This is a genomic window from Variovorax paradoxus, assembly GCF_030815975.1.
GTDB classification, from domain to species: domain Bacteria; phylum Pseudomonadota; class Gammaproteobacteria; order Burkholderiales; family Burkholderiaceae_C; genus Variovorax; species Variovorax paradoxus_N.
The window spans coordinates 666,301-686,783 of the sequence record NZ_JAUSXL010000002.1; the positions used below are offsets into that span (position 1 = coordinate 666,301).

Here is a 20,483-nt window from a genome sequence, read left to right on the forward strand (position 1 = left end):
TGGAGAAAAGCTCGCATGCTATGCAGGGCGCCGCCATCAAGCCAGATAATCGAGGTTATTCAACTATGAGTTCAGCTTATGGCAAGGAACGCCGCGGAAGAAGTCTCCCTGCAGCAGCTGCGCGCGCTGGCGGCGGTGGCCGAATCGGGCAGCTTCACGCTCGCGGCGGAAGCCCTGCAGCTGACGCAGCCCGCGATCAGCCACCTGGTCAAGCGCATGGAGGAAGAACTCGGGCAGCCACTGGTGGTGCGGGGCCGCCGCATCCAGCTGACGGGTGCGGGCCAGGTGATGGCCGAGACCGCCGTGCGGGCCTTGCGGCTGATCGATGAATCGGTGGACGCCTGCCGCTCGCAGTCGCAATTGCGCGAAGGAAGCGTGATGCTGGCGGTGGGCCACCTCACGGCGGGCGCCCTGCTGCCGCCGATGCTCGGCCGGTTTTCGCAGAAGCACCCCACGCTGGCGACCACGCTGCTCGACAGCACCGCGGAGCAGATGATCTCGCGCATCCTCTCGCAGGAGGCCGACCTGGGCTTTGGTTCGGACATCGGACAGAAGCACTCGGAACTGGCGACCGAGCCTCTTTTCTCCGAACGCATGGCCCTGTTCGTGCGCGACGATCACCCGTTGGCCCAGCGCGTGGTGGTGGACGCCAGGCACCTGGAAGCACTGCCCTTCATCCACGTGAACCCCGACGCCAACGTGTGGCGCGCCGTGAGCCGCCAGCTCTCGAGCGTGGCCAATGTGTATCCGCGCGTGGTCCATCATGTGTCGATGCTGTCGACGGCCTTCGGCCTGATCCAGGCGGGTGCGGGCGTGGCGCTCTTGCCGCGCTATGTGGAGGTGCTGATGCCCGGCAACCTGCGCGCAGTGGCCGTCACGCGCCCGGTCCTCGAATACCCGGTGGTGGCCATCCGCCTGGCCAAGCACCCCCTCACCCCCGCGGCCATGGCCTTCCTCGCAATGGCCAGACAGCACATGAAGCCGCCAAGAGCCACCAAGCCCTGAAAAAAGAAACGGCGCCCGAAGGCGCCGTCTGTTCGCTGTTGCTCGAGGAGCTCAGTCGACCTCGACGAAGGCTTCCTCGCGCTTCGACTTCACGGCCGGCAGCAGCACGATCACCAGCAGCAGCGCGGCCGCAGCCAGCAGGCTGGCGGAGATCGGACGCGAGACGAACACGCTCCAGTCGCCGCGCGAGAGCAGCAGCGAGCGGCGCAGGTTTTCTTCCATCATCGGCCCGAGGATGAAACCCAGCAGCAGCGGCGCAGGCTCGCAACCCAGCTTGAAGAAGGTGTAGCCCACCAGACCGAAGATGCCCACCATCCAGATGTCGAAGGTGTTGTTGTTGGTCGAGTACACGCCAATCGCGCAGAACAGCACGATCGCCGGGAACAGGAACTTGTAGGGCACCGACAAGAGCTTGATCCACATGCCGATCAGCGGCAGGTTCAGGATGATCAGCATCGCGTTGCCCAGCCACATCGAGGCGATCAGGCCCCAGAACAGCTCGGGGTTGCTGGTCATCACCTGCGGGCCGGGCTGGATGTTGTGGATGGTCATTGCACCCACCATCAGCGCCATCACCGCGTTGGGCGGAATGCCCAGCGTCAAGAGCGGAATGAAGGAGGTCTGCGCACCGGCGTTGTTGGCCGATTCAGGTGCCGCCACGCCGCGGATGTTGCCCTTGCCGAACGGTACTTCGCCCGGCTTCAGCTTGGTCTTCTTCTCGATCGTGTAGGCCGCGAAGGCCGCCAGCAGCGCGCCGCCGCCGGGCAGGATGCCGAGCGCCGAACCCAGCGCCGTGCCGCGCAGAACGGCAGGCACCATGCGCTTGAAGTCTTCCTTGGTCGGGAACAGGCCCGAGACCTTGGCGGTGAACACTTCGCGTTCGTCGTCGGGACGCGAGAGGTTGGCAATGATTTCGCCATAGCCGAACACGCCCATGGCGATGGCCACGAAGCCGATGCCGTCGGTCAGTTCCGGAATGTCGAAGCTGTAGCGTGCGACGCCCGAGTTCACATCGGTACCGACCAGGCCCATCAGCAGGCCCAGCACGATCATCGCGATGGCCTTGAGCAGCGAGCCCGAGGCCAGCACCACGGCGCCGATCAGGCCCAGGATCATCAGCGAGAAATACTCGGCCGGGCCGAACTTGAAGGCCAGTTCGGTCAGCGGCGGCGCGAAGGCCGCGAGGATCAGCGTGCCCACGCAACCGGCAAAGAACGAGCCGAGGCCCGCAGCGGCGAGCGCCGGACCGGCACGGCCCTTGCGCGCCATCTGGTAGCCGTCGATCACGGTCACCACCGACGAAGATTCGCCCGGCAGGTTCACCAGGATGGCGGTGGTCGAGCCGCCGTACTGCGCGCCGTAGTAGATGCCGGCCAGCATGATCAGCGCCGACACGGGCGGCAGCGCATAGGTGGCGGGCAGCAGCATCGCGATGGTCGCGACCGGGCCGATGCCCGGCAGCACGCCGATCAGCGTGCCCAGGATGCAGCCGACCAGGCAGTACAGCAGATTCGTGAAGGTAAAGGCAACGCCAAAACCCATCGAGAGGTGTTCAAACAATTCCATGAGAGCGCTTTCTCCTCAACCGGTGATGAAGGTCGGCCAGACCTGGATCTGCAGCTTGAGCGCCCAGATGAAGGCGACATAGCTGCCGATGGCCAGCACGGTGGCCAGGATCAGCACGCTCTGCAGCTTGAATTCGTGGCCCGCGAGGCTCCCGATGATCACGAGCGCGTAGATGGCGATGATCATTCCCATGGCCGGCACGCCGATGCTCGGCAGGCCGCCCAGCAGGATGCCGAACGCGAGATTGGCGCCCAGGATGAACACCACCTGCTTCCAGGCCCATTTGCCGATTTTTTCGCCGTCGGTGGTTTCGACGGTCAGGCCGCTGAACATGATCCCCAGGCCGATGACGGCCATCAGGACGCCCAGCATCAACGGGAAGTAGCCCGGCCCCATGCGGGCGCCGCTGCCTACGCTGTAGGTGGTGGCGCCCCATGCGAACGCCACGCCCACGACCGTAAACATCAGACCCGAGAAAAAGTCTTTCTGACTCTTGATTTTCACGAACAGTCTCCTCGAACAAATTTCGATGCGAGATTGTCGAGTCAGCTGGCGGTCAGCCCGATGTGGATTCCACTAACCGAACGCCTAGGGATAACCCCAGCGACATGCGCTTTTTTTGCGTCTTACTCCAGCGGCGGTGTCGCGCTCAGCACTTCCTCGATGGTGGTGACGCCTTCGGCCACGCGCAGCGCCCCCGCCAGGCGCAGCGGGCGCATGCCGTCGATCACGGCCTGCCGCCTGAGCCCGGCGAGGTTCGGCTCCTTGGTGACCTGGGCCTTGAAGTCTTCGCTGATGCTCAGCAGCTCGTACAGGCCCATGCGGCCCATGTAGCCGGTCATGCGGCAATCGACGCAGCCCACGGGCTTGTAGGCGCGCACCGAACCGGTGATCTGCCATGGCTTGACGATGGTTTCGAGCTTCTCGCGCGTGACCGTGTCGTCGGGCTGCTTGCAGTTGGGGCACAGCGTGCGCACCAGCCGCTGGGCCAGCACGCCGAGCATCACGGCGTTGATGAGGTAGGAAGGCACGCCCAGCTCCATCAGCCGCGTGATGGCGCTCGGCGCGTCGTTGGTGTGCAGCGTGCTGAACACCAGGTGGCCGGTGAGCGCGGCCTGCACCGCCATCTCGGCGGTGGCCAGGTCGCGGATTTCACCGACCATGATGATGTCGGGGTCCTGCCGCATCAGCGCGCGCAGGCCTTCGGTAAAGCCGAAGTCGAGCTGCGGCTGCACTTGCGTCTGGTTGAACGAAGGCTCGATCATTTCGATCGGGTCTTCCACCGTGCTCACGTTGACCTCCTCGGTGGCCACGCGCTTGAGCGTGGAGTACAGCGTGGTGGTCTTGCCCGAGCCCGTGGGCCCGGTCACCAGGATGATGCCGTTGGGCCGCGTGACGAGCTGTTCCCAGCGCTGCGCATCGTGCTGCGCGAAGCCGAGGGCGTCGAGGTCTTTCACCGCCGTGTCGGGGTCGAAGATGCGCATCACCATCTTCTCGCCGAAGGCGGTCGGCAAGGTGGACAGTCGCATTTCGACTTCGTCGCCGCGCATGTTGCGGGTCTTGATGCGGCCGTCGAGCGGACGGCGCTTCTCGACCACGTCCATGCGGCCCAGCAGCTTGATGCGCGAGACCATCGCGTTCATCACGCCCATGGGCATCTGGTAGGCCGGGTGCAGGATGCCGTCGATGCGAAAGCGGATCACGCCCTGCTCGCGGCGCGGCTCCAGGTGGATGTCGCTCGCGCGCTGGTCGAAGGCGTATTGCCAGAGCCAGTCGACCACCTGCACCACGCTCTGGTCGTTGGCGTCGAGCTGCTTGGTGCTCTTGCCCAGCTCCACCAGCTGCTCGAAGCTCGCGCCGCCGGTGTTGCCGCCGGCCTTCTGGGCGGCGCGCACCGACTTGGCGAGCGCGAAGAACTCGGCCGTGTAGCGCTGGATGTCCGTGGGGTTGGCCACCACGCGGCGCACCGTGCGGCGCGACTGGCGCTCCACCTCGGCGATCCAGTCGGTCAGGAAGGGCTCGGCCGTGGCCACCACCACTTCATTGGGCAGCACCTGCACCGGCAGCACCTTGTGGCGCTCGGCATAGGCCGCGCTCATGGTGTCGGCCACCTTGCCCACGTCGACCTTGAGCGGATCGATGCGCAGGTAGGCAAGCCCCGCGCGGCCTGCGAGCCACTGCGTGAGCATTTCGAGATCGAGCGGCTTGCCGTCGCTTTCGCGCGTCATGGCCACGTTGGCCAGCCGCACCAGCGGCGCCTGGCGGCTCTCGGCCTGGGCGCAGCGCGCGATGGTGCGCTTGGCTTCCACCGGCGAAATCATGCCGTCGGCGGCAAGCCATTCGATCAGGCGGCGCAGGTCGAGCGGGCCTTCGTGGCGGGCAGCCAGGGCGGCGGGGGCGGAAACGGCGGGAACAGCGCTCATGGGCCGGATGGTCGGGTGAGGGTGGGATTCAGGTGGGATTCAGCGGTTTGAACACGCGCAGCCATTTGGGCGCGGGCAGGGCCCATCGAGTCTGGATCGTTTGGGCGCGCTCGGCAAGGACTTCGCGCTTGGGCCTGCTGGGTGTGCGCTGCGCCAGCACCACCGTGTTGCCTTCGCGCGTCGGCTTGAAGGCCCAGACCGCGTCGGCACCGAATGCGCCGGCGATCTTCTCGAGGCTGCGCTCGTAGCTCGACGAGCGGCCGAAGAGGTTGACCGTCATGCAGCCGTCCTCGGTGAGCAGCGCACGGCAATCGGCATAGAAGCCTTCGCTGTCGAGCACCGGCGCGGCGGCTTCATGGTCGTACAGGTCGACCTGCAGCGCATCGACCGTGCCCTGCCATTCGGGCTTGCGGATCTCCTGCGCCGCATCGGCAATGACCACGCGCAGCTTCGGGTCGTCGGCCGGCAGCTTGAACCAGCCGCGGCAGGCCGACACCACCTGTGGATTCAGTTCCACCGCGGTGGTGCGCATGCGCAGGGTCTTGCGGCAGAACTTGGTGAGCGTGGCCGCGCCGAGGCCGAGCTGCATCGCATGGCGGCTCGCCAGGCTCTTCGCATCGGCGAACAGCAGCCAGGCCATCATGCGCTGCACGTATTCGAGTTCGATCTCGAACGGTGCGTCGAGCTTCATCGAGCCCTGGACCCATTCGGTGCCCAGGTGCAGGTAGCGGATGTCGCCCCAGTCGGAAAAATTGACTTCGGGAAGAACGGGAGTTTTGCTCGTGGCCATCAAAGAAGGTGGTGGGCGACAAAGACCTCGCGCCAGGCTGCGAGCTTGCGCTCGAAGCTCCACGACGCGTTGGCGGGACTGGTGGAAGGCAGCTGGTAAACCGGCACCCCCAGGGTGCGCGTATGGCGCGCGTGCTTGAAGCTCTCGCCGCCGTTGTGGGCGATGGCGGCGAGACGGGGCAGGTGCAGGCCCGCGATGTCGTTGGCCACGGGCGCGCGAATGGCGGAGTCCAAGCTGCCCTCGCGCTCGCAGGCGGCGTACACGTCCCATACGCCCAGGCCGCGATCGAGCAGCCACTCTTTCTTCTCGGGATAACTGTCTGCGCCCACGGGGAGCGGATGGCGGGGCCACACGGCTTGCAAGATTTTCCAGAACTGATTTTGCGGATGCGCATAGTACTGCTGCAGTTCGAGCGACCGGACGCCCGGGAAGCTGCCCAATATCAGTACGACGGTGGCGGGCGAGACGATGGGCGCAAGGCCCGCGAGCACGATGCCAGGATCGGGTGCGGCTGGAGGATTCATGGATGGGCTCTATCTTGGCACTGTCGCGCGCCCATGAAAAAACCCGCCGAAGCGGGTTTTTTCATGCTGAAGGCGAGCCTCGATTATTTCTTGGCAGCGTCGTGTTCCGCCGTGCCGGGAACCTTTTCGCCAATGGCCTTGCCGGTGCTGCGCATGCCGTCGGCCGTCTTGTGGCCGGCGGTTTCCACGGCGTCCCCGGTCTTGGCTGCGACATTCTTGGTGGCGTCGGCGGCCTTCTTGGTGGTGCGCTTGGTGGCGTGCCAAGCCTTCTTGGTGCCGCGTTCGGTGGCGTTCACGGCCTTCTTGGTCGTGCGCTTGGTGGCGTCCACGGCGTCCTTGCCGGCTTCCTTCGCTTTTTCAGTGGTGGTGGGCTCCGCGGTGGCCGGAGCCGGCGTGGCGGTGGCCGGTGCGGCCGTCTGAGCCACGGCGGACACGCCAATGGAGGCCAGCGCGAGGGCGAGCACGACGGGCACGGTGCGGATGAAAGATGTGTTCATGCGAAAGCTCCTTTTGGAATGAGATGCTGGAGTGACGAACTTGCCACTGGACAAGAAACGCCGCTTCGAACACCGAGGATGACAGCAAACCCGCGGGCTCCCTTGCGCAATCGCAAGACGGGATGTCGGCCTACGCGGTGGGCGGCCGGCCTTCCGACAAGGAAAGAAGGCTTTCGAGCCGTGGCAGCGCCGCGAGTGCATTGCGGGTGGTGGCCTCGGCCAGTTCGCCGATGCCGATGCCGCGCAGTTGCGCCACCACTTCGGCGATGCGCGGCAGTTCGCCCGGCTCGTTGCGGCCCTGCGCTTCGCCGGCCGCGCGCTGCGCCTGCGTGCGGTAGAGCCAATGCGGCTGGATGTCGGGCGCATCGGTTTCCATCACCATCGATTCGAGCGGCAGCGTGGCGGCCAGCCGGCGCAGCTGCAACGCGCGCTCGAAGGTCACGGCGCCGCCGAAGCCCAGCTTCAGGCCGATGTCGATGCAGGCCCTGGCCTGCTGCTCGCTGCCGTTGAATGCATGGGCAATGCCATGCCATGGCCGGCCGGCCGCGGTCTGCCGCAGATGCTTGAGCACCTTGTCGACCGAGCGGCGCACGTGGATCAGCACCGGCAGATCGTATTTGCGCGCGAGTTGCAACTGAGTGTGAAAAAAATGCTGCTGCTTGTCGCTGTCCAGGCCTCCCACGAAGTAGTCGAGCCCGATCTCGCCGACCGCGACCAGCCGCGGATCGCCGCGGCGCGTCGCCAGTTCGGCGTCGAGCGCTTCCAGGTCGGCTTCCTGTGCATTGCCGGTGCACAGCGGGTGGATGCCCAGCGCATAGGCATCGCCCTGCGCCTTCGCCAGCCCGCGCACGGTCGCAAAGTTGAAGACCGCCACGGCGGGAATCACGCACAGCGCCACACCGCGTTCGGCGGCCCGCGCACGGATGAGCGGCATTTCCGCACCGAATTCGGGCGCATCGAGGTGGCAGTGGGTATCGACAAAAACAGCCATGGCCGGATGATGCCCGAAGGGATGCAAGGCAGAAGAAAGCGTGCTACTGTGACTCCCTACTCACCCGTCATCCCTTGCCGGAGGTGCTCCGATGCGCAGGCCCGCTTTCTACAGCCGTTCGCCCCGCACGCTGCCTCAAGCGGCCGATCCCGCGGCCGACCAGGCTGCCGTGCCATCGTCCGAGGGCGGAGGCCGTGGCGCGCCGCCGGTTCCACCCGATTCGCTCTCCCATGCCAAGGCCGGCTGGCAGCCGGGCCGGCGCAGCTTCGCGTTTCTTCTGGTGCTGTGCGCCGCGCTGGTTGCGGGCGGCGCCACATGGTGGCCTCGCCAAGGCAAGGCGTTGACGCAAAAAGACATCGATTCGGCCGTGCTGCGCACGCTGCAGACCCAAACGCTGCCCTCGCCCGCTGCCAAGGCCGCCGAGATCGTGCGGCCCTCGGTGGTGCGCGTGGTCGGCTACGGCCCCGAGAAAGCCACACCCGAGGCCAAGACTCAGAAGCGCGGCCGCAACATGGCCAAGGGCAAGCCGCCCGAAGCCCCCAGCGACGAAGGGCCGCCAGGCCAGGTCGAACGCGGCGTGGGCACCGGCGTGGTCATCGTCGACAAGGGCGTGATCCTCACCAACCTGCATGTCGTGGCCGGCGCCGAGACGATCAAGGTCACCTTCTCCGACGGCCTGGAGGCCGTGGCCACCATCACCGGCGTGCAGCCCGAGAACGACCTTGCGGTGCTGCAGGCCCAGAAGATCCCCGACGACCTGATTCCCGCCGTCATGCGCTCGACCGCCGACCTGCAGCCCGGCGACCAGGTGGCCGCGGTGGGTTTTCCGTTCGGCATCGGCCCTTCGGTTTCGGCCGGCGTGGTGTCGGGCCTGAAGCGCTCGTTCCGATCGCCGGAGGGCAAGCAGGAACTGGGCAACCTGATCCAGTTCGACGCCGCCGCCAATCCCGGCAACTCGGGCGGCCCGCTGATCAACATGGACGGCGAGGTGCTCGGCATCGTCACCGCCATTCTCAATCCCACGCAGCAGCGCACCTTCATCGGCATCGGTTTTGCGGTGCCCATCGAGAACGCGGCCTCGGCCGCGGGCTCGCCGCCGTTCTAGGCCGCACCAGCACAGCAGGAACGCGCCCAGCTTCGATCATTCAACAAGAGGCCCCGCATGAGCACTGAGAACCCCTTTTCCACCTCTGCCGCCACGGCCGAACTGATGGAGCAGATCCTCTACGAAGTCAAGCGCGTGGTGGTGGGCCAGGACCGCTTCCTGGAGCGGGTGATGGTGGCCATGCTCGCGGGCGGGCACCTGCTGGTCGAAGGCGTGCCGGGGCTCGCGAAGACGCTCACCATCAAGACGCTGGCCGACACCGTGCGCGGCCAGTTCAAGCGCATCCAGTTCACGCCCGACCTGGTGCCGGCCGACCTGGTGGGCACGCGCATCTACAACCAGAAGACCGGCGAGTTCAGCACCTCGCTCGGCCCGGTGTTCGCCAACCTGCTGCTGGCCGACGAAATCAACCGTGCGCCCGCCAAGGTGCAGAGCGCGCTGCTCGAAGTGATGCAGGAACGTCAGGTCACCATTGCCGGCGAAACGCACAAGGTGCCGCGCCCCTTCCTGGTCATGGCCACGCAGAACCCGATCGAGACCGAAGGCACCTATCCGCTGCCGGAGGCGCAGGTCGACCGCTTCATGATGAAGGTGCTGGTCGACTATCCGAGCGACGAGGAAGAGTTCGTCATCGTCCAGCGCGTGATCGGCTCGCTCGTCGAGGTCAATCCGGTGGCCACCACCGACCAGCTCGCCACCCTGCAGGCCGAGGCGCGGCGCGTGTACGTCGATCCTTCGCTCATCCAGTACGCGGTCAAGCTGGTGTCGGCCACGCGCACGCCCGAGAAGCACGGCCTGAAGGACATGCGCCGCTTCATCACTTTCGGCGCGAGCCCGCGCGCGAGCATCAGCCTGACCGAAGGCGCACGCGCGCTGGCGCTGCTGCGTGGCCGCAGCTATGCGCTGCCCGAGGACATGACCGCGCTGGTGCCCGACGTACTGCGCCATCGCGTGACGCTTTCCTACGAAGGCTTGTCCGAAGGCCTCACACCCGACAGCCTGATCGAGAAGATCATGAAGGCCGTTCCCGCTCCTCCCAAACCGCTCGAACATGAAAAGCTGGTGGCGTAAGGCCCCTGCGGCCGCGAACGACGAACGGCTCATCGCTGAAGCCGGAGGCGCGGAACGCGCGCTGCGCCGTCTCGAATGGACGGTCATCCGCCGCCTCGATGGCCTGCTGCAGGGCGACTACCGCACGCTGATGCGCGGCACCGGCCTCGACCTGGCCGACCTGCGCGAATACCAGCACCACGACGACGTGCGCCACATCGACTGGAACGTCACCGCGCGCCTGCAGACACCGCACGTGCGCGTCTTCACCGAAGACCGCGAGATGTCGGCCTGGTTCGTGCTCGACCTGAGCCGCTCGGTCGATTTCGGCTCCGGCCTCAAAGCCAAGCGCGAAATCTCTGCCGGCTTCGTCGGCGTGCTCGCGCGCCTGCTCACGCGCCACGGCAACCGGGTGGGCGCGCTGGTCTATGGCACCGATCTCGAAGCGGTGATTCCGCCGCGCAGCGGCCGCCGGCACGTGCTGCACCTGCTGCATGCGATGGAGCGGCGGGCCGACAAGGCCGAGGCCGCGCCCACGCAAAAAGGCATGACGCGCCTGGCCGATCTGCTGAAATCGGCCGCCACGCTGATGCCGCGCCGCTCCACCGTGTTCGTGGTGTCCGACTTCCTGAGCGAACCAGGCTGGGAACGCCCGCTCGGCCAGCTGGTGCAGCGGCATGAAGTCATTGCCGTGCGCCTGTTCGATCCGCTCGAACTCGAGCTGCCCGACCTCGGCTTGGTGCCGCTGCGCGATGCCGAAACCGGCGAGCAGCTCTGGGTCGATACGCATGATGGCGGCTTTCGCAAGCGCTTCGCGCGCCTGGCGGCCGAGCGCGAGGCCGCGCTGCGCGCCTCGCTCGCTAAAGCGGGTGTCGACGCACTGGAGCTTTCGACCAGCGACGACCTGGTGGAAGCCATCGTTCGTTTCGCCGACCTGCGCAAGCGCCGCATGCGCATCGGCTCGGGCAGCATGAAGGCGGTGGCAGCATGACTTTTCTCTGGCCTCAATTCCTCTGGCTGCTGGCGGCGCTGCCGCTGCTGGTGCTGCTCTACATCTGGCTGATCCGCCGCAAGAAGAAGCTCGCGGTGCGTTATGCGAGCCTGTCGATCGTGCGCGAGGCCATGGGCGCCGGCCAGAGCGTGCGCCGGCATGTTCCGCCCTTCCTGTTCCTGCTGGCCATGGCCGCAATGCTGGTGGCGGCCGCGCGGCCGATGGCCGTGGTGATGCTGCCGTCGAACCAGCAGACCATCATCCTTGCCATGGACGTGTCTGGCAGCATGCGCGCGGCCGACGTGCTGCCCAACCGGCTGGTTGCGGCGCAGGAAGCAGCCAAGAGCTTCATCAAGGACCTGCCGCGCCACGTCAAGGTGGGCATCGTCGCCTTTGCGGGCAGCGCGCAGGTGGCGCAGCTGCCCACCACCAACCACGACGACCTGGTGACCGCGATCGACAGCTTTCAGCTGCAGCGCGCCACGGCCACGGGCAATGCGATCGTGGTGTCGCTCGCCACGCTGTTCCCCGAGGCGGGCATCGACGTCTCGCAGTTCAGCGCCCCCAGCCGCCAGCGCGGCACGCCCATCGACCAGACGGAGAAGCAGGCCAAGGAGTTCACGCCGGTGGCGCCGGGCTCCTACACCTCGGCCGCGATCATCATGCTGACCGACGGGCAGCGCACCACCGGCGTCGATCCGCTCGATGCCGCCAAGGCCGCGGCCGACCGCGGCGTGCGCATCTACACGGTGGGCGTGGGCACGGTCGATGGCGAAACCATCGGCTTCGAAGGCTGGTCGATGCGCGTGCGGCTCGACGAGGAAACGCTCAAGGCCGTGGCCAACAAGACGCAGGCCGAATACTTCTACGCAGGCACCGCCGCCGACCTGAAGAAGGTCTACGAAACGCTGAGCTCGCGGCTCACGGTCGAGAAGAAGGAAACCGAGATCTCCGCGCTCTTCGCGCTGGGCGCGGCCATTCTCACGCTGCTGTCGGCGGGGCTGTCGCTGCTCTGGTTCAACCGGATTCTTTGACGGAGCGGCCACCGGGCCGCCGGATGGCCGGCGGCGACTTCACCGCGCCGATACCGCCCAGGAACAGGTCGGCCACGATCGGCGCAATCGATGCATGGTCGAGCCGGCCGCCGGGCTTCATCCAGGTGAACATCCAGTTGATCATGCCGAACAGCAGCATGGTCAGCGGCTTGGCCAGGTCGTCGCTCGGCGCACCGGGCCGCAAGGCGGACACCGCGCGCGCAAACCCCGCCACCACTTCGCGCTCCTGGTTCAGCACGCGCTCGCGGTCTTCTTCTTCCAGAAAGCGCACGTCGTCGGTCAGCACGCGGTGGGCGTCCTGTGCGCCGGCGTATTCCTCGACGATGCGGTAGATGAAGCGGCGCAGCCGCTCCTCGTCGGTATGCGCCGAGGCTTCTTCCTCGACCACCAGCGCGGCCAGGCGGGAGACGTGCGTCTCGGCGATGCTGATCAGGAGGCTGCTCTTGTCCTTGTAGTAGTGGTAGAGCGTGGCCTTGGAGAGATTGCAGGCCTCGGCCACCTGGTTCATGGATGTGGCGGGATAGCCGCGGCGCGCGAACAGCTGGGCGGCCTGCGCCAGGATGAACTCGCGCTGGTCGTCGTAGGTGGCGGATCTTCCACGCGGCATCGGGTCTTCTTTCTTCCTTGATGGGGGCAGTTGTTGCGGGCAACCCGCGATCTTGCACGAAGCTATCCGCGCCGCGTCGCGATCAGCGAGCGCACCTCGGAAGCGCGGGCAGGCGCGGGCGGCCGGGCTCCATCTGCTGCAGCGGCGCGACCTCGTCCAGGCTGGCCAGGCTGCGCACGGTGAGCGCCTGGTAGGTGTGGGTGCCTTCGAGCTTCCAGGCAATTTCCTCGTCGCTCAGCGTCTTCTTCACCTTGGCAGGAATGCCCGCCACCAGCGTGCGCGCCGGCACCTTCATGCCGGCCGGCACGAAGGCACAGGCCGCCACGATGGCCTGCTCGCCGATCTCGGCCTCGTCCATCACCACCGCGTTCATGCCCACCAGCGCATCGCGCCGCACGATGCAGCTGTGCAGGATCGCGCCGTGGCCGATGTGGCCATTGACCTCGACCACCGTGTCTTGGTCCGGAAAGCCGTGGATGCAGCAATGGTCCTGCACGTTGGAGCCCTCCTCGAGCACGATGCGGCCGAAGTCGCCGCGCAGGCTGGCGCAAGGGCCGACGTAGCAGCGGGGGCCGACGATCACGTCGCCTATCAAGACCGCGCTGGGGTGGACGTAGGCCGTCGGGTCGACGACGGGAATCACGCCGTCGATGGAATAGCTGGGCATTCGATCGGTCTCCTTTGTTGCGGGCTCAGGGTTTGCCCTGAAGCCACCCGCTTGTGCTGGCATCGAGGTCGATCTTAAAATCTACCGGACGGTCGGTCAATAGTGTTTAGAGATCAGAGACAAGCCATGCCAGAACCTTTAGTTCTCACCAGCGATGCCGGCGCCGTCCGCACGCTGAGCCTCAACCGCCCCGCGGCGCTCAACAGTTTCACGACCGAACTGCACGGCGAACTGATGGCGGCGCTGGACCTTGCGGCCGGCGATCCGGGAGTGCGCTGCGTGGTGCTCACGGGTGCAGGCCGCGCCTTCTGCGCCGGGCAGGACCTGGCCGATTCTTCGGTCGCGCCCGACCCCGCGCCGGGCGCCGCGCCCAAGGACCTGGGCCATGTCATCTCCGCTTACTACGCCCCGCTCGTCGCGCGGCTGCGCTCGATGCCGGTGCCCGTGGTCGCCGCCGTCAATGGCGTGGCCGCCGGAGCGGGCGCCAACATCGCGCTGTGCTGCGACCTCGTCGTGGCTGCGCGTTCGGCCAGCTTCATCCAGGCCTTCACCAAGATCGGCCTGGTGCCCGACACCGGTGGCACATGGCTGCTGCCGCGGCTCGTCGGTTCTGCGCGCGCGCTGGGCATGGCGATGCTGGGCGACAAGCTGCCGGCCGAGGAAGCCGCGCGCATCGGCCTGATCTGGCAGTGCGTGGACGACGCGGCACTGGCCAACACAGTCGCCGCGCTCGCATCCAAGCTGGCCGGCATGCCGACCCGCGCCCTCGTCGCCACCCGCCAGGCCATGGCCGCGGCGCAGGGCATGGACCTCGACGCGGCGCTGGCCGAAGAGGCCCGCATCCAGCGCGAGATGGGCAATGCCGGTGATTACCGCGAAGGTGTCGAAGCCTTTCGTTCCAAGCGTGCGCCGGTGTTCAAGGACCGCTGAGATGAAATTCTGCTTCCCCTTGCGTTGCGTTGTCGGTCGTTCAGGGCGCGGCTGTTCAGGGCGCGCTCCCGCCGACGGGGTACCTTGCTCCGCGAATGTCCCCCGCCCTTCGGGCTCCTCCTTTATTTCGCTGCGCAAGGCACCCCATCGACGGGATCGTTATGCGGAGCGGTTGTTGATCAGCCGTTCGCCAGCAGCGTGTCCGGGTGCACAGGGCATCGGGTGCTCCCCGCAGCGAAATAAAGGAGGAGCCGAAGGCGGGGGACATTCGCGGAGGGGAGTACCCGGTGTCCTGTGCACGCGCCCCGAACAACAGCGCCCCGAACAACAGCGCCCCGAAAGCGCGCCCGGAACGAAGCCAAGGACAGGTGGAGAACAACGATGACCGAACCCACCCGCACCCCCCAGCAGACCGCCGAGTACGTTCGCGACGGCATGTTCGAGAACGACAACGCCAGCAAGGGCCTCGGCATGCGCATCGTCGAGGTCGGCCCCGGCCAGGCCACGCTCGAAATGCGCGTGCGCACCGACATGCTCAACGGCCACGCCATCTGCCACGGCGGCTTCATGGCCACGCTGGCCGATTCCAGCTTTGCCTTCGCCTGCAATTCGTACAACGAGCTGACCGTGGCCTCGGGCTTTTCCATCGACTTCATTGCACCGGCGCGCGAAGGCGACGTGCTCACCGCGCGCTGCTTCGAATTGTCGAAAGCCGGCCGCACCGGCGTGTACGACACCGAAATCACCAACCAGCGCGGCGAGCGCGTCGCGATGTTTCGCGGCCGCTCCTACACCGCCAAGGGCCGCCCCGCCGTTGCCGCCTGAGGAGACACAAGCCCATGACAGCCAGACACCCCTCCCCCGGCGAGCTCGAGCCCATCGAAACCGCGAGCCGCGACGAGATCAGCGCGCTGCAGCTCAGCCGCCTGCGCGCCACGCTGCAGCGCGCGTACGACAACGTGCCGCACTACCGCAAGGCCTTCGATGCCAAGGGCGTGCAACCCGATGACCTGAAGTCGCTCGCCGACCTTTCGAAGTTTCCGTTCACGGTGAAGACCGACCTGCGCGACAACTACCCCTTCGGCATGTTCGCCGTGCCGCGCACGCAGGTGGCGCGCATCCATGCCTCGTCGGGCACCACCGGCAAGCCGACCGTGGTGGGCTACACCTTGAAGGACATCGACACCTGGGCCGATCTCGTCGCGCGCTCGATCCGCGCCGCGGGCGGCCGGCCCGGCGACATGGTGCACGTGTCATACGGCTACGGCCTGTTCACCGGCGGCCTGGGCGCGCACTACGGCGCCGAGCGCGCGGGCTGCACCGTCATCCCGATGTCGGGCGGCCAGACCGAGAAACAGGTGCAGCTGATCCAGGACTTCAAGCCCGACATCATCATGGTCACGCCCAGCTACATGCAGGTGATCATCGAGCAGTTCGAGCGCCAGGGCCTCGATGCGAAGGACAGCTCGCTCAGGATCGGCATCTTCGGCGCCGAGCCGTGGACCGAGGGCGATGCGCCGCGACATCGAAGGCAAGGCCGGCCTCGACGCGGTCGACATCTACGGCCTTTCCGAAGTGATGGGCCCGGGCGTGGCCAGCGAATGCGTCGAGAGCAAGGACGGCCCGGTGATCTGGGAAGACCACTTCTACCCCGAGATCATCGACCCCGACACCGGCGAGCTGAAGGCCGACGGCGAGGAAGGCGAACTGGTCTTCACCTCGCTGAGCAAGGAGGCCATGCCCATCGTGCGCTACCGCACGCGCGACCTCACGCGCCTCTTGCCGCCCACCTCGCGCGCCTTCCGCCGCATGGGCAAGATCGTCGGGCGCAGCGACGACATGATGATCATCCGCGGCGTCAACGTCTTCCCCACGCAGGTGGAAGAGATCGTGCTCGCGCATGCGCGCCTCTCGGGCCTGTACCAGGTGCATGTGCGCCGCGAGGGCCTGCTCGACGAGGTCGAGGTGCACTGCGAACTCGAGCACCGCCACGCCGCCATCGACGAGGCCGAGCGCAAGGCCATCGCCGCCTGGGTGCAGGACCGCGTGAAGACGCTGGTCGGCATCTCGACCACGGTGCGCGTGTTCGACCCCGATTCCATCGAACGCACGCAGACCGGCAAGGCCCGGCGCGTGATCGACACGCGCCCGCGCTGAGCGCGCGCGCCGCTTCAACCCCTTTTTGCGAAGGACACGCACATGTACACCCAGGCCATGGACACCGCGGGCAAGGACGCAGGCGACGGCAAGAAAAAAGCCGTGCGCTCCGCCGACGAGATGCGGCTCGAGGAGCGCTTCGACGCGCACATCGACGCCGGCGACTTCATCGAGGCGAAGGACTGGATGCCCGAGCATTACCGCAAGACGCTGGTGCGCCAGATCAGCCAGCATGCGCATTCCGAGATCGTCGGCATGCTGCCCGAAGGCAACTGGATCGGCCGCGCGCCCACGCTCAAGCGCAAGGCCATCCTGCTGGCCAAGGTGCAGGACGAAGGCGGTCACGGCCTCTACCTGTATGCCGCCGCCGAAACGCTGGGCACCTCGCGCGACCAGATGTTCGACGCGCTGCACAGCGGCCGCGCCAAGTACAGCTCGATCTTCAACTACCCGACGCTCACCTGGGCCGACATGGGCACCATCGGCTGGCTGGTGGATGGCGCGGCCATCATGAACCAGGTGCCGATCTGCCGCTGTTCGTACGCGCCGTATGCACGCGCCATGATCCGCATCTGCCGCGAGGAGAGCTTTCACCAGCGCCAGGGCTATGAAGCGCTGCTGACGATGATGACCCGCGGCACCGAGGCGCAGAAGGCGATGGTGCAGGACGCGGTGAACCGCTGGTGGTGGCCCTCGGTCATGATGTTCGGCCCACCGGACGACCAGTCGCCCAACAGCGCGCAGTCGATGCGCTGGGGCATCAAGCGTTTCAGCAACGACGAGCTGCGCCAGAAGTTCATCGACGCCGCCGTCGAGCAGGCGCGCATCCTCGGCGTGACGCTGCCCGACCCCGACCTCAAGTGGAACGAAGAGCGCCAGGCGCACGACTTCGGCGCCATCGACTGGAGCGAGTTCTGGCGCGTGATCGGCGGCGACGGCCCGTGCAACCGCGAACGCTTGCAAGCCCGCGTCGACGCCTGGGAAGAAGGCGCGTGGGTGCGCGAGGCCGCGATGGCCCACGCCAACAAGCAACCGATGCAGGAGGCCGCATGACCGACGATACCCAGCAAGAGTGGCCCCTGTGGGAAGTGTTCGTGCGCAGCAAGGCGGGCCTCGATCACAAGCACTGCGGCAGCCTGCATGCGGCCGATCCGAAGATGGCGATCCAGATGGCGCGCGATGTGTACACGCGCCGCCAGGAGGGCAGCAGCATCTGGGTGGTGCGCTCGGATCAGATCGTGGCGAGCGATCCGGGGGACAAGGACATGTTCTTCGATCCGGCGGAGGACAAGGTGTACCGGCATCCCACTTTCTATAAGTTGCCCAAGTCGGTCGACCACATGTAGCCAGCCATGAAACTTCAGGCGGTTTCTGTTCGTCGCGTAGTTTGTTCAGGGCGCACTCCCGCCGACGGGGTACCTTGCTCCGCGAATGTCCTCCGGCCTGCGGCCTCCCCCTTGATTTCGCTGCGCAAGGCACCCCATCGACGGGAGCGTTGGACAGAGCGGTCGTTGATCAGCGGTACACCAGCAGCGCGTCCAAGTGCACAGGGCATCGGGTGCTCCCCGCAGCGAAATCAAGGAGGAGGCCGAAGGCCGGGGGACATTCGCGGAGGGGAGTACCCGGTGGCCTGTGCACGCGCCCTGAACAGCAGCACCCTGAACAGCAGCACCCTGAACAACAGCGGAACCACTGAAATGCAAGCATCGATCGAACTCAACCGCACGCCCGAAGTGCAATACCTGCTGCGCATCGCCGACACCGGCCTCGTCCTCGCCCAGAGGCTGGGCGAATGGTGCGGCCATGCGCCCGTGCTCGAGGAAGACATCGCGATGGCCAACATCGCACTCGACCTCGTCGGTCAGGCGCGCGCGCTGCTCACCCACGCCGGCAACCTCGAAGGCGCTGGTCATGAGCACGACGAAGACCAGCTCGCCTACCTGCGCGACGAGCGCGACTACTTCAACCTCACGCTGGTCGAACTGCCGCGCGGCGACTTCGCCTTTGCCGTGCTGCGCAACACCATGGTCGCCACGCTGCTGAAGCTGCTGTGGCAACGGCTCGCCGCATCGAGCGACGTCGAAGTGGCCGCCATCGCCGGCAAGGCCGTGAAGGAAGCGCGCTACCACCAGCGGCATTCGGGTGACTGGGTCGTGCGGCTCGGCGATGGCACCGACGAATCGCGCCGCCGCACCGAGAAGGCGCTGAAGCAGCTCTGGCTCTACGTGCCCGAGCTGTTCGAGAGCGATGCGGTGGATGCGCAAGCCAGCGCGAGCGGCCTCGGCCCCGCGTGGAGCGAACTGCGCGAACCCTGGCTCGCCGAGATGCAGCAGGTGCTCGACGCGGCCGGCCTTTCGATGCCGCAGGAAGCCGCCTTTCGCAGCACCGGCAAGCAGGGCGTTCACAGCGAGCATATGGGCTACATCCTCACCGAGATGCAGCACCTGCAGCGTTCTTACCCGGGAGGCGTGTGGTGAACAGCGCGATCGCATCACGCGTCGACGCGGCCTGGGCCGTGCTGCACACGGTGCTCGACCCCGAGGTGCCGGCCGTGTCGGTCTGCGACCTGGGCATCGTGCGCGAGGTGATCGCGCATGACGACGGGCTCGAGATCGTGCTCACGCCGACGTACTCGGGCTGCCCAGCGACCGAAGCCATCGAGCACGATGTGCTCGCCGCCATCGAACAAGCCGGGCTCGGCCGCGCACGCGCCACCCTGCGCCGCGCGCCCGCGTGGAGCAGCGACTGGATCAGCGAAGAAGGCCGCGCCAAGCTCAGGGCCTATGGCATCGCCCCGCCGGCCCACCTCACACCCGAAGCTGCAGCCAGCACCGCCATGCCCATCCGCCTCTTCGGCCGCATCGCCGGCGGCGAACGCATCGCCTGCCCGCGCTGCGCGAGCGAACGCACCGAACGCCTCTCGGCCTTCGGCTCCACCGCCTGCAAGGCGCTCTACCGCTGCCTCGCCTGCCGCGAACCCTTCGAACACTTCAAGCCGATCTGAGCGATGAGCACTCTCTTCCACCCCCTGCGCGTGAAGGCTGTCGAACCCGACACCTCGGAGGCCGTCATCGTCTCGTTCGAAGTGCCGCCCGATCTGCAGCAAGTCTTCGGTTTCACGCAGGGCCAGTACCTCACGCTGCGCCGCGACATCGACGGCCAGGACCTGCGCCGTTCGTATTCGATCTGCGCCGGCCTGGACGACGGCGAACTGCGCGTGGGCGTGCGCAAGGTGCAGGGTGGCGTGTTCTCCAACTGGATCAACGCGCACCTGCAGCCCGGCGATACGGTGCAGGTGATGGCGCCGCAAGGCCGCTTCTTCGTGCCGATAGAGCCGGCCTCCGCGCGCCATCATGTCGGCATCGCGGGCGGCAGCGGCATCACGCCGATCCTCTCGATCATGAAGACGGTGCTGGCACGCGAGCCGCTGAGCCGCTTCACGCTGATCTACGGCAACCGGCAGCTGCAGTCCACGATGTTCAAGGAAGAAATCGAGGACCTGAAGAACCGCTACATGACGCGCCTCGCGCTGCAGCTCGTGTTCTCCGACGAGCACACCGATTCCCCGCTGGGCTACGGCGTGATGAACCGCGAGAAGATCGGCGAGTTCCTGAACACGCTGGTGCCCGCCGCAGGCATCGACCATGCCTATATCTGCGGGCCGTTCCAGATGAACGACGAAGCCGAGGCCGCGCTGCTCGCCGCGGGCGTGCCCGAGGAGCGCATCCACATCGAGCGCTTCGGCGTCGCGCTGCCTCCAGCCAGCCAGGTGGGTGCGGTGGTGCACGAGGCCCTGCCCGGCGACGCCAGGCAGGCGCGCATCACCATCGTGCGCGACGGGCTGCAGCGCGAAGTCACCTTCACCGAAGGCCAGCCGAGCATCCTCGATGCGGCTTCGGCCGCCGGCCTCGAGGTGCCGTTCTCGTGCACCTCGGGCGTATGCGGCACCTGCCGCGCCAAGCTGGTGGAGGGGGAAGTCCGCATGGAAAGAAACTTTGCACTCGACAAGAATGAGGTAGCCGCGGGATTCGTGCTGACCTGCCAGGCCCACCCTCTCACAGAACGCGTCACCTTGTCCTTCGACGAGCGCTGAAGCCACAACGATTTTTCAACCCGGAGACAAGT

20 protein-coding genes and 2 pseudogenes are annotated in these 20,483 nt (G+C 66.8%); 13 read left to right on the forward strand and 9 right to left on the reverse strand.

The genetic code is table 11. The features are described from left to right. Window positions 1–78: 78 nt before the first annotated feature. Complete coding sequence (locus QFZ47_RS06910; RefSeq protein WP_307654938.1) at window positions 79–1,005, forward strand: LysR family transcriptional regulator; 927 nt, start codon at window positions 79–81, stop codon at window positions 1,003–1,005. A gap of 51 nt (window positions 1,006–1,056) precedes the next feature. Here QFZ47_RS06910 and QFZ47_RS06915 read toward each other — a convergent pair whose 3' ends face one another. The 7 genes from QFZ47_RS06915 to QFZ47_RS06945 all read right to left on the reverse strand — a co-directional run bounded on the left by QFZ47_RS06915 (window position 1,057) and on the right by QFZ47_RS06945 (window position 7,796). After that, the gene (locus QFZ47_RS06915) at window positions 1,057–2,571 is read right to left on the reverse strand and encodes a tripartite tricarboxylate transporter permease (protein WP_307654939.1); all 1,515 of its coding nucleotides are present in this window, start codon (window positions 2,569–2,571) and stop codon (window positions 1,057–1,059) included. A gap of 15 nt (window positions 2,572–2,586) precedes the next feature. Further along, window positions 2,587–3,075 carry a tripartite tricarboxylate transporter TctB family protein gene (locus tag QFZ47_RS06920; RefSeq protein WP_307654940.1) on the reverse strand — a complete coding sequence of 163 codons (489 nt, stop codon included), beginning with the start codon at window positions 3,073–3,075 and terminating at the stop codon, window positions 2,587–2,589. A gap of 122 nt (window positions 3,076–3,197) precedes the next feature. Continuing rightward, on the reverse strand, window positions 3,198–4,994 hold the full coding sequence (gene tfpB, locus QFZ47_RS06925) for a type IV pilus assembly ATPase TfpB (RefSeq protein ID WP_307654941.1): 1,797 nt from the start codon (window positions 4,992–4,994) through the stop codon (window positions 3,198–3,200). Between the two features lie 28 nt (window positions 4,995–5,022). After that, window positions 5,023–5,784, reverse strand: a complete 762-nt coding sequence (locus tag QFZ47_RS06930) for a spermine/spermidine synthase domain-containing protein (protein WP_307654942.1) — start codon at window positions 5,782–5,784, stop codon at window positions 5,023–5,025. After that, complete coding sequence (locus QFZ47_RS06935) at window positions 5,784–6,308, reverse strand: DNA-deoxyinosine glycosylase (RefSeq protein ID WP_307654943.1); 525 nt, start codon at window positions 6,306–6,308, stop codon at window positions 5,784–5,786. The genes QFZ47_RS06930 and QFZ47_RS06935 overlap by 1 nt, the downstream gene beginning before the upstream one ends. 83 nt (window positions 6,309–6,391) lie before the next feature. Then, window positions 6,392–6,805: a hypothetical protein gene (locus QFZ47_RS06940; RefSeq protein ID WP_307654944.1), complete on the reverse strand. Its 414-nt coding sequence runs from the start codon at window positions 6,803–6,805 to the stop codon at window positions 6,392–6,394. A gap of 130 nt (window positions 6,806–6,935) precedes the next feature. Next, entirely contained in the window at window positions 6,936–7,796 is an 861-nt protein-coding gene (locus tag QFZ47_RS06945) for a TatD family hydrolase (RefSeq protein WP_307654945.1), read from the reverse strand. 91 nt (window positions 7,797–7,887) lie between these two features. On the opposite strand from QFZ47_RS06945, the gene QFZ47_RS06950 reads away from it, so the two are divergent. Genes QFZ47_RS06950 through QFZ47_RS06965 form a run of 4 tightly spaced genes read left to right on the forward strand, consistent with a single transcriptional unit; the run spans window position 7,888 to window position 11,976 of the window. Then, the gene (locus QFZ47_RS06950; protein WP_307654946.1) at window positions 7,888–8,901 is read left to right on the forward strand and encodes a S1C family serine protease; all 1,014 of its coding nucleotides are present in this window, start codon (window positions 7,888–7,890) and stop codon (window positions 8,899–8,901) included. A 57-nt stretch (window positions 8,902–8,958) separates the two neighbouring features. Beyond that, window positions 8,959–9,972 (forward strand): AAA family ATPase, encoded by a 1,014-nt coding sequence (locus tag QFZ47_RS06955; RefSeq protein ID WP_307654947.1) that lies wholly within the window; start codon window positions 8,959–8,961, stop codon window positions 9,970–9,972. Then, window positions 9,953–10,942, forward strand: coding sequence for a DUF58 domain-containing protein (locus QFZ47_RS06960; RefSeq protein WP_307654948.1), 990 nt, complete (start codon window positions 9,953–9,955; stop codon window positions 10,940–10,942). The genes QFZ47_RS06955 and QFZ47_RS06960 overlap by 20 nt, the downstream gene beginning before the upstream one ends. Further along, on the forward strand, window positions 10,939–11,976 hold the full coding sequence (locus tag QFZ47_RS06965) for a VWA domain-containing protein (RefSeq protein WP_307654949.1): 1,038 nt from the start codon (window positions 10,939–10,941) through the stop codon (window positions 11,974–11,976). Before QFZ47_RS06960 ends, QFZ47_RS06965 begins: the two co-directional genes overlap by 4 nt. On the opposite strand, the gene QFZ47_RS06970 is transcribed toward QFZ47_RS06965, so the two are convergent. Further along, entirely contained in the window at window positions 11,960–12,604 is a 645-nt protein-coding gene (locus QFZ47_RS06970) for a TetR/AcrR family transcriptional regulator (protein ID WP_307654950.1), read from the reverse strand. The genes QFZ47_RS06965 and QFZ47_RS06970 overlap by 17 nt on opposite strands. Before the next feature lie 62 nt (window positions 12,605–12,666). Next, window positions 12,667–13,271, reverse strand: a pseudogene (locus QFZ47_RS06975) (phenylacetic acid degradation protein PaaY). A 126-nt stretch (window positions 13,272–13,397) separates the two neighbouring features. Here QFZ47_RS06975 and QFZ47_RS06980 point away from each other — a divergent pair. The 8 genes and pseudogenes from QFZ47_RS06980 (at window position 13,398) to paaE (ending at window position 20,451) form a co-directional block, all read left to right on the forward strand. Further along, entirely contained in the window at window positions 13,398–14,201 is an 804-nt protein-coding gene (locus QFZ47_RS06980) for an enoyl-CoA hydratase-related protein (RefSeq protein ID WP_307654951.1), read from the forward strand. 381 nt (window positions 14,202–14,582) lie between these two features. After that, the gene (gene paaI, locus QFZ47_RS06985) at window positions 14,583–15,026 is read left to right on the forward strand and encodes a hydroxyphenylacetyl-CoA thioesterase PaaI (protein WP_307654952.1); all 444 of its coding nucleotides are present in this window, start codon (window positions 14,583–14,585) and stop codon (window positions 15,024–15,026) included. A 14-nt stretch (window positions 15,027–15,040) separates the two neighbouring features. After that, window positions 15,041–16,358 (forward strand): annotated as a pseudogene (gene paaK, locus QFZ47_RS06990) (phenylacetate--CoA ligase PaaK). Between the two features lie 42 nt (window positions 16,359–16,400). Beyond that, the gene (gene paaA / locus QFZ47_RS06995) at window positions 16,401–17,411 is read left to right on the forward strand and encodes a 1,2-phenylacetyl-CoA epoxidase subunit PaaA (RefSeq protein WP_307654953.1); all 1,011 of its coding nucleotides are present in this window, start codon (window positions 16,401–16,403) and stop codon (window positions 17,409–17,411) included. Then, the gene (gene paaB / locus QFZ47_RS07000; RefSeq protein ID WP_307654954.1) at window positions 17,408–17,704 is read left to right on the forward strand and encodes a 1,2-phenylacetyl-CoA epoxidase subunit PaaB; all 297 of its coding nucleotides are present in this window, start codon (window positions 17,408–17,410) and stop codon (window positions 17,702–17,704) included. Before paaA ends, paaB begins: the two co-directional genes overlap by 4 nt. Window positions 17,705–18,055: 351 nt before the next feature. Further along, complete coding sequence (gene paaC / locus QFZ47_RS07005) at window positions 18,056–18,835, forward strand: 1,2-phenylacetyl-CoA epoxidase subunit PaaC (protein ID WP_307654955.1); 780 nt, start codon at window positions 18,056–18,058, stop codon at window positions 18,833–18,835. Further along, window positions 18,832–19,362, forward strand: coding sequence for a 1,2-phenylacetyl-CoA epoxidase subunit PaaD (gene paaD / locus QFZ47_RS07010; protein WP_307654956.1), 531 nt, complete (start codon window positions 18,832–18,834; stop codon window positions 19,360–19,362). Before paaC ends, paaD begins: the two co-directional genes overlap by 4 nt. Window positions 19,363–19,365: 3 nt before the next feature. After that, window positions 19,366–20,451, forward strand: a complete 1,086-nt coding sequence (gene paaE, locus QFZ47_RS07015) for a 1,2-phenylacetyl-CoA epoxidase subunit PaaE (RefSeq protein ID WP_307654957.1) — start codon at window positions 19,366–19,368, stop codon at window positions 20,449–20,451. Window positions 20,452–20,483: the final 32 nt, after the last annotated feature.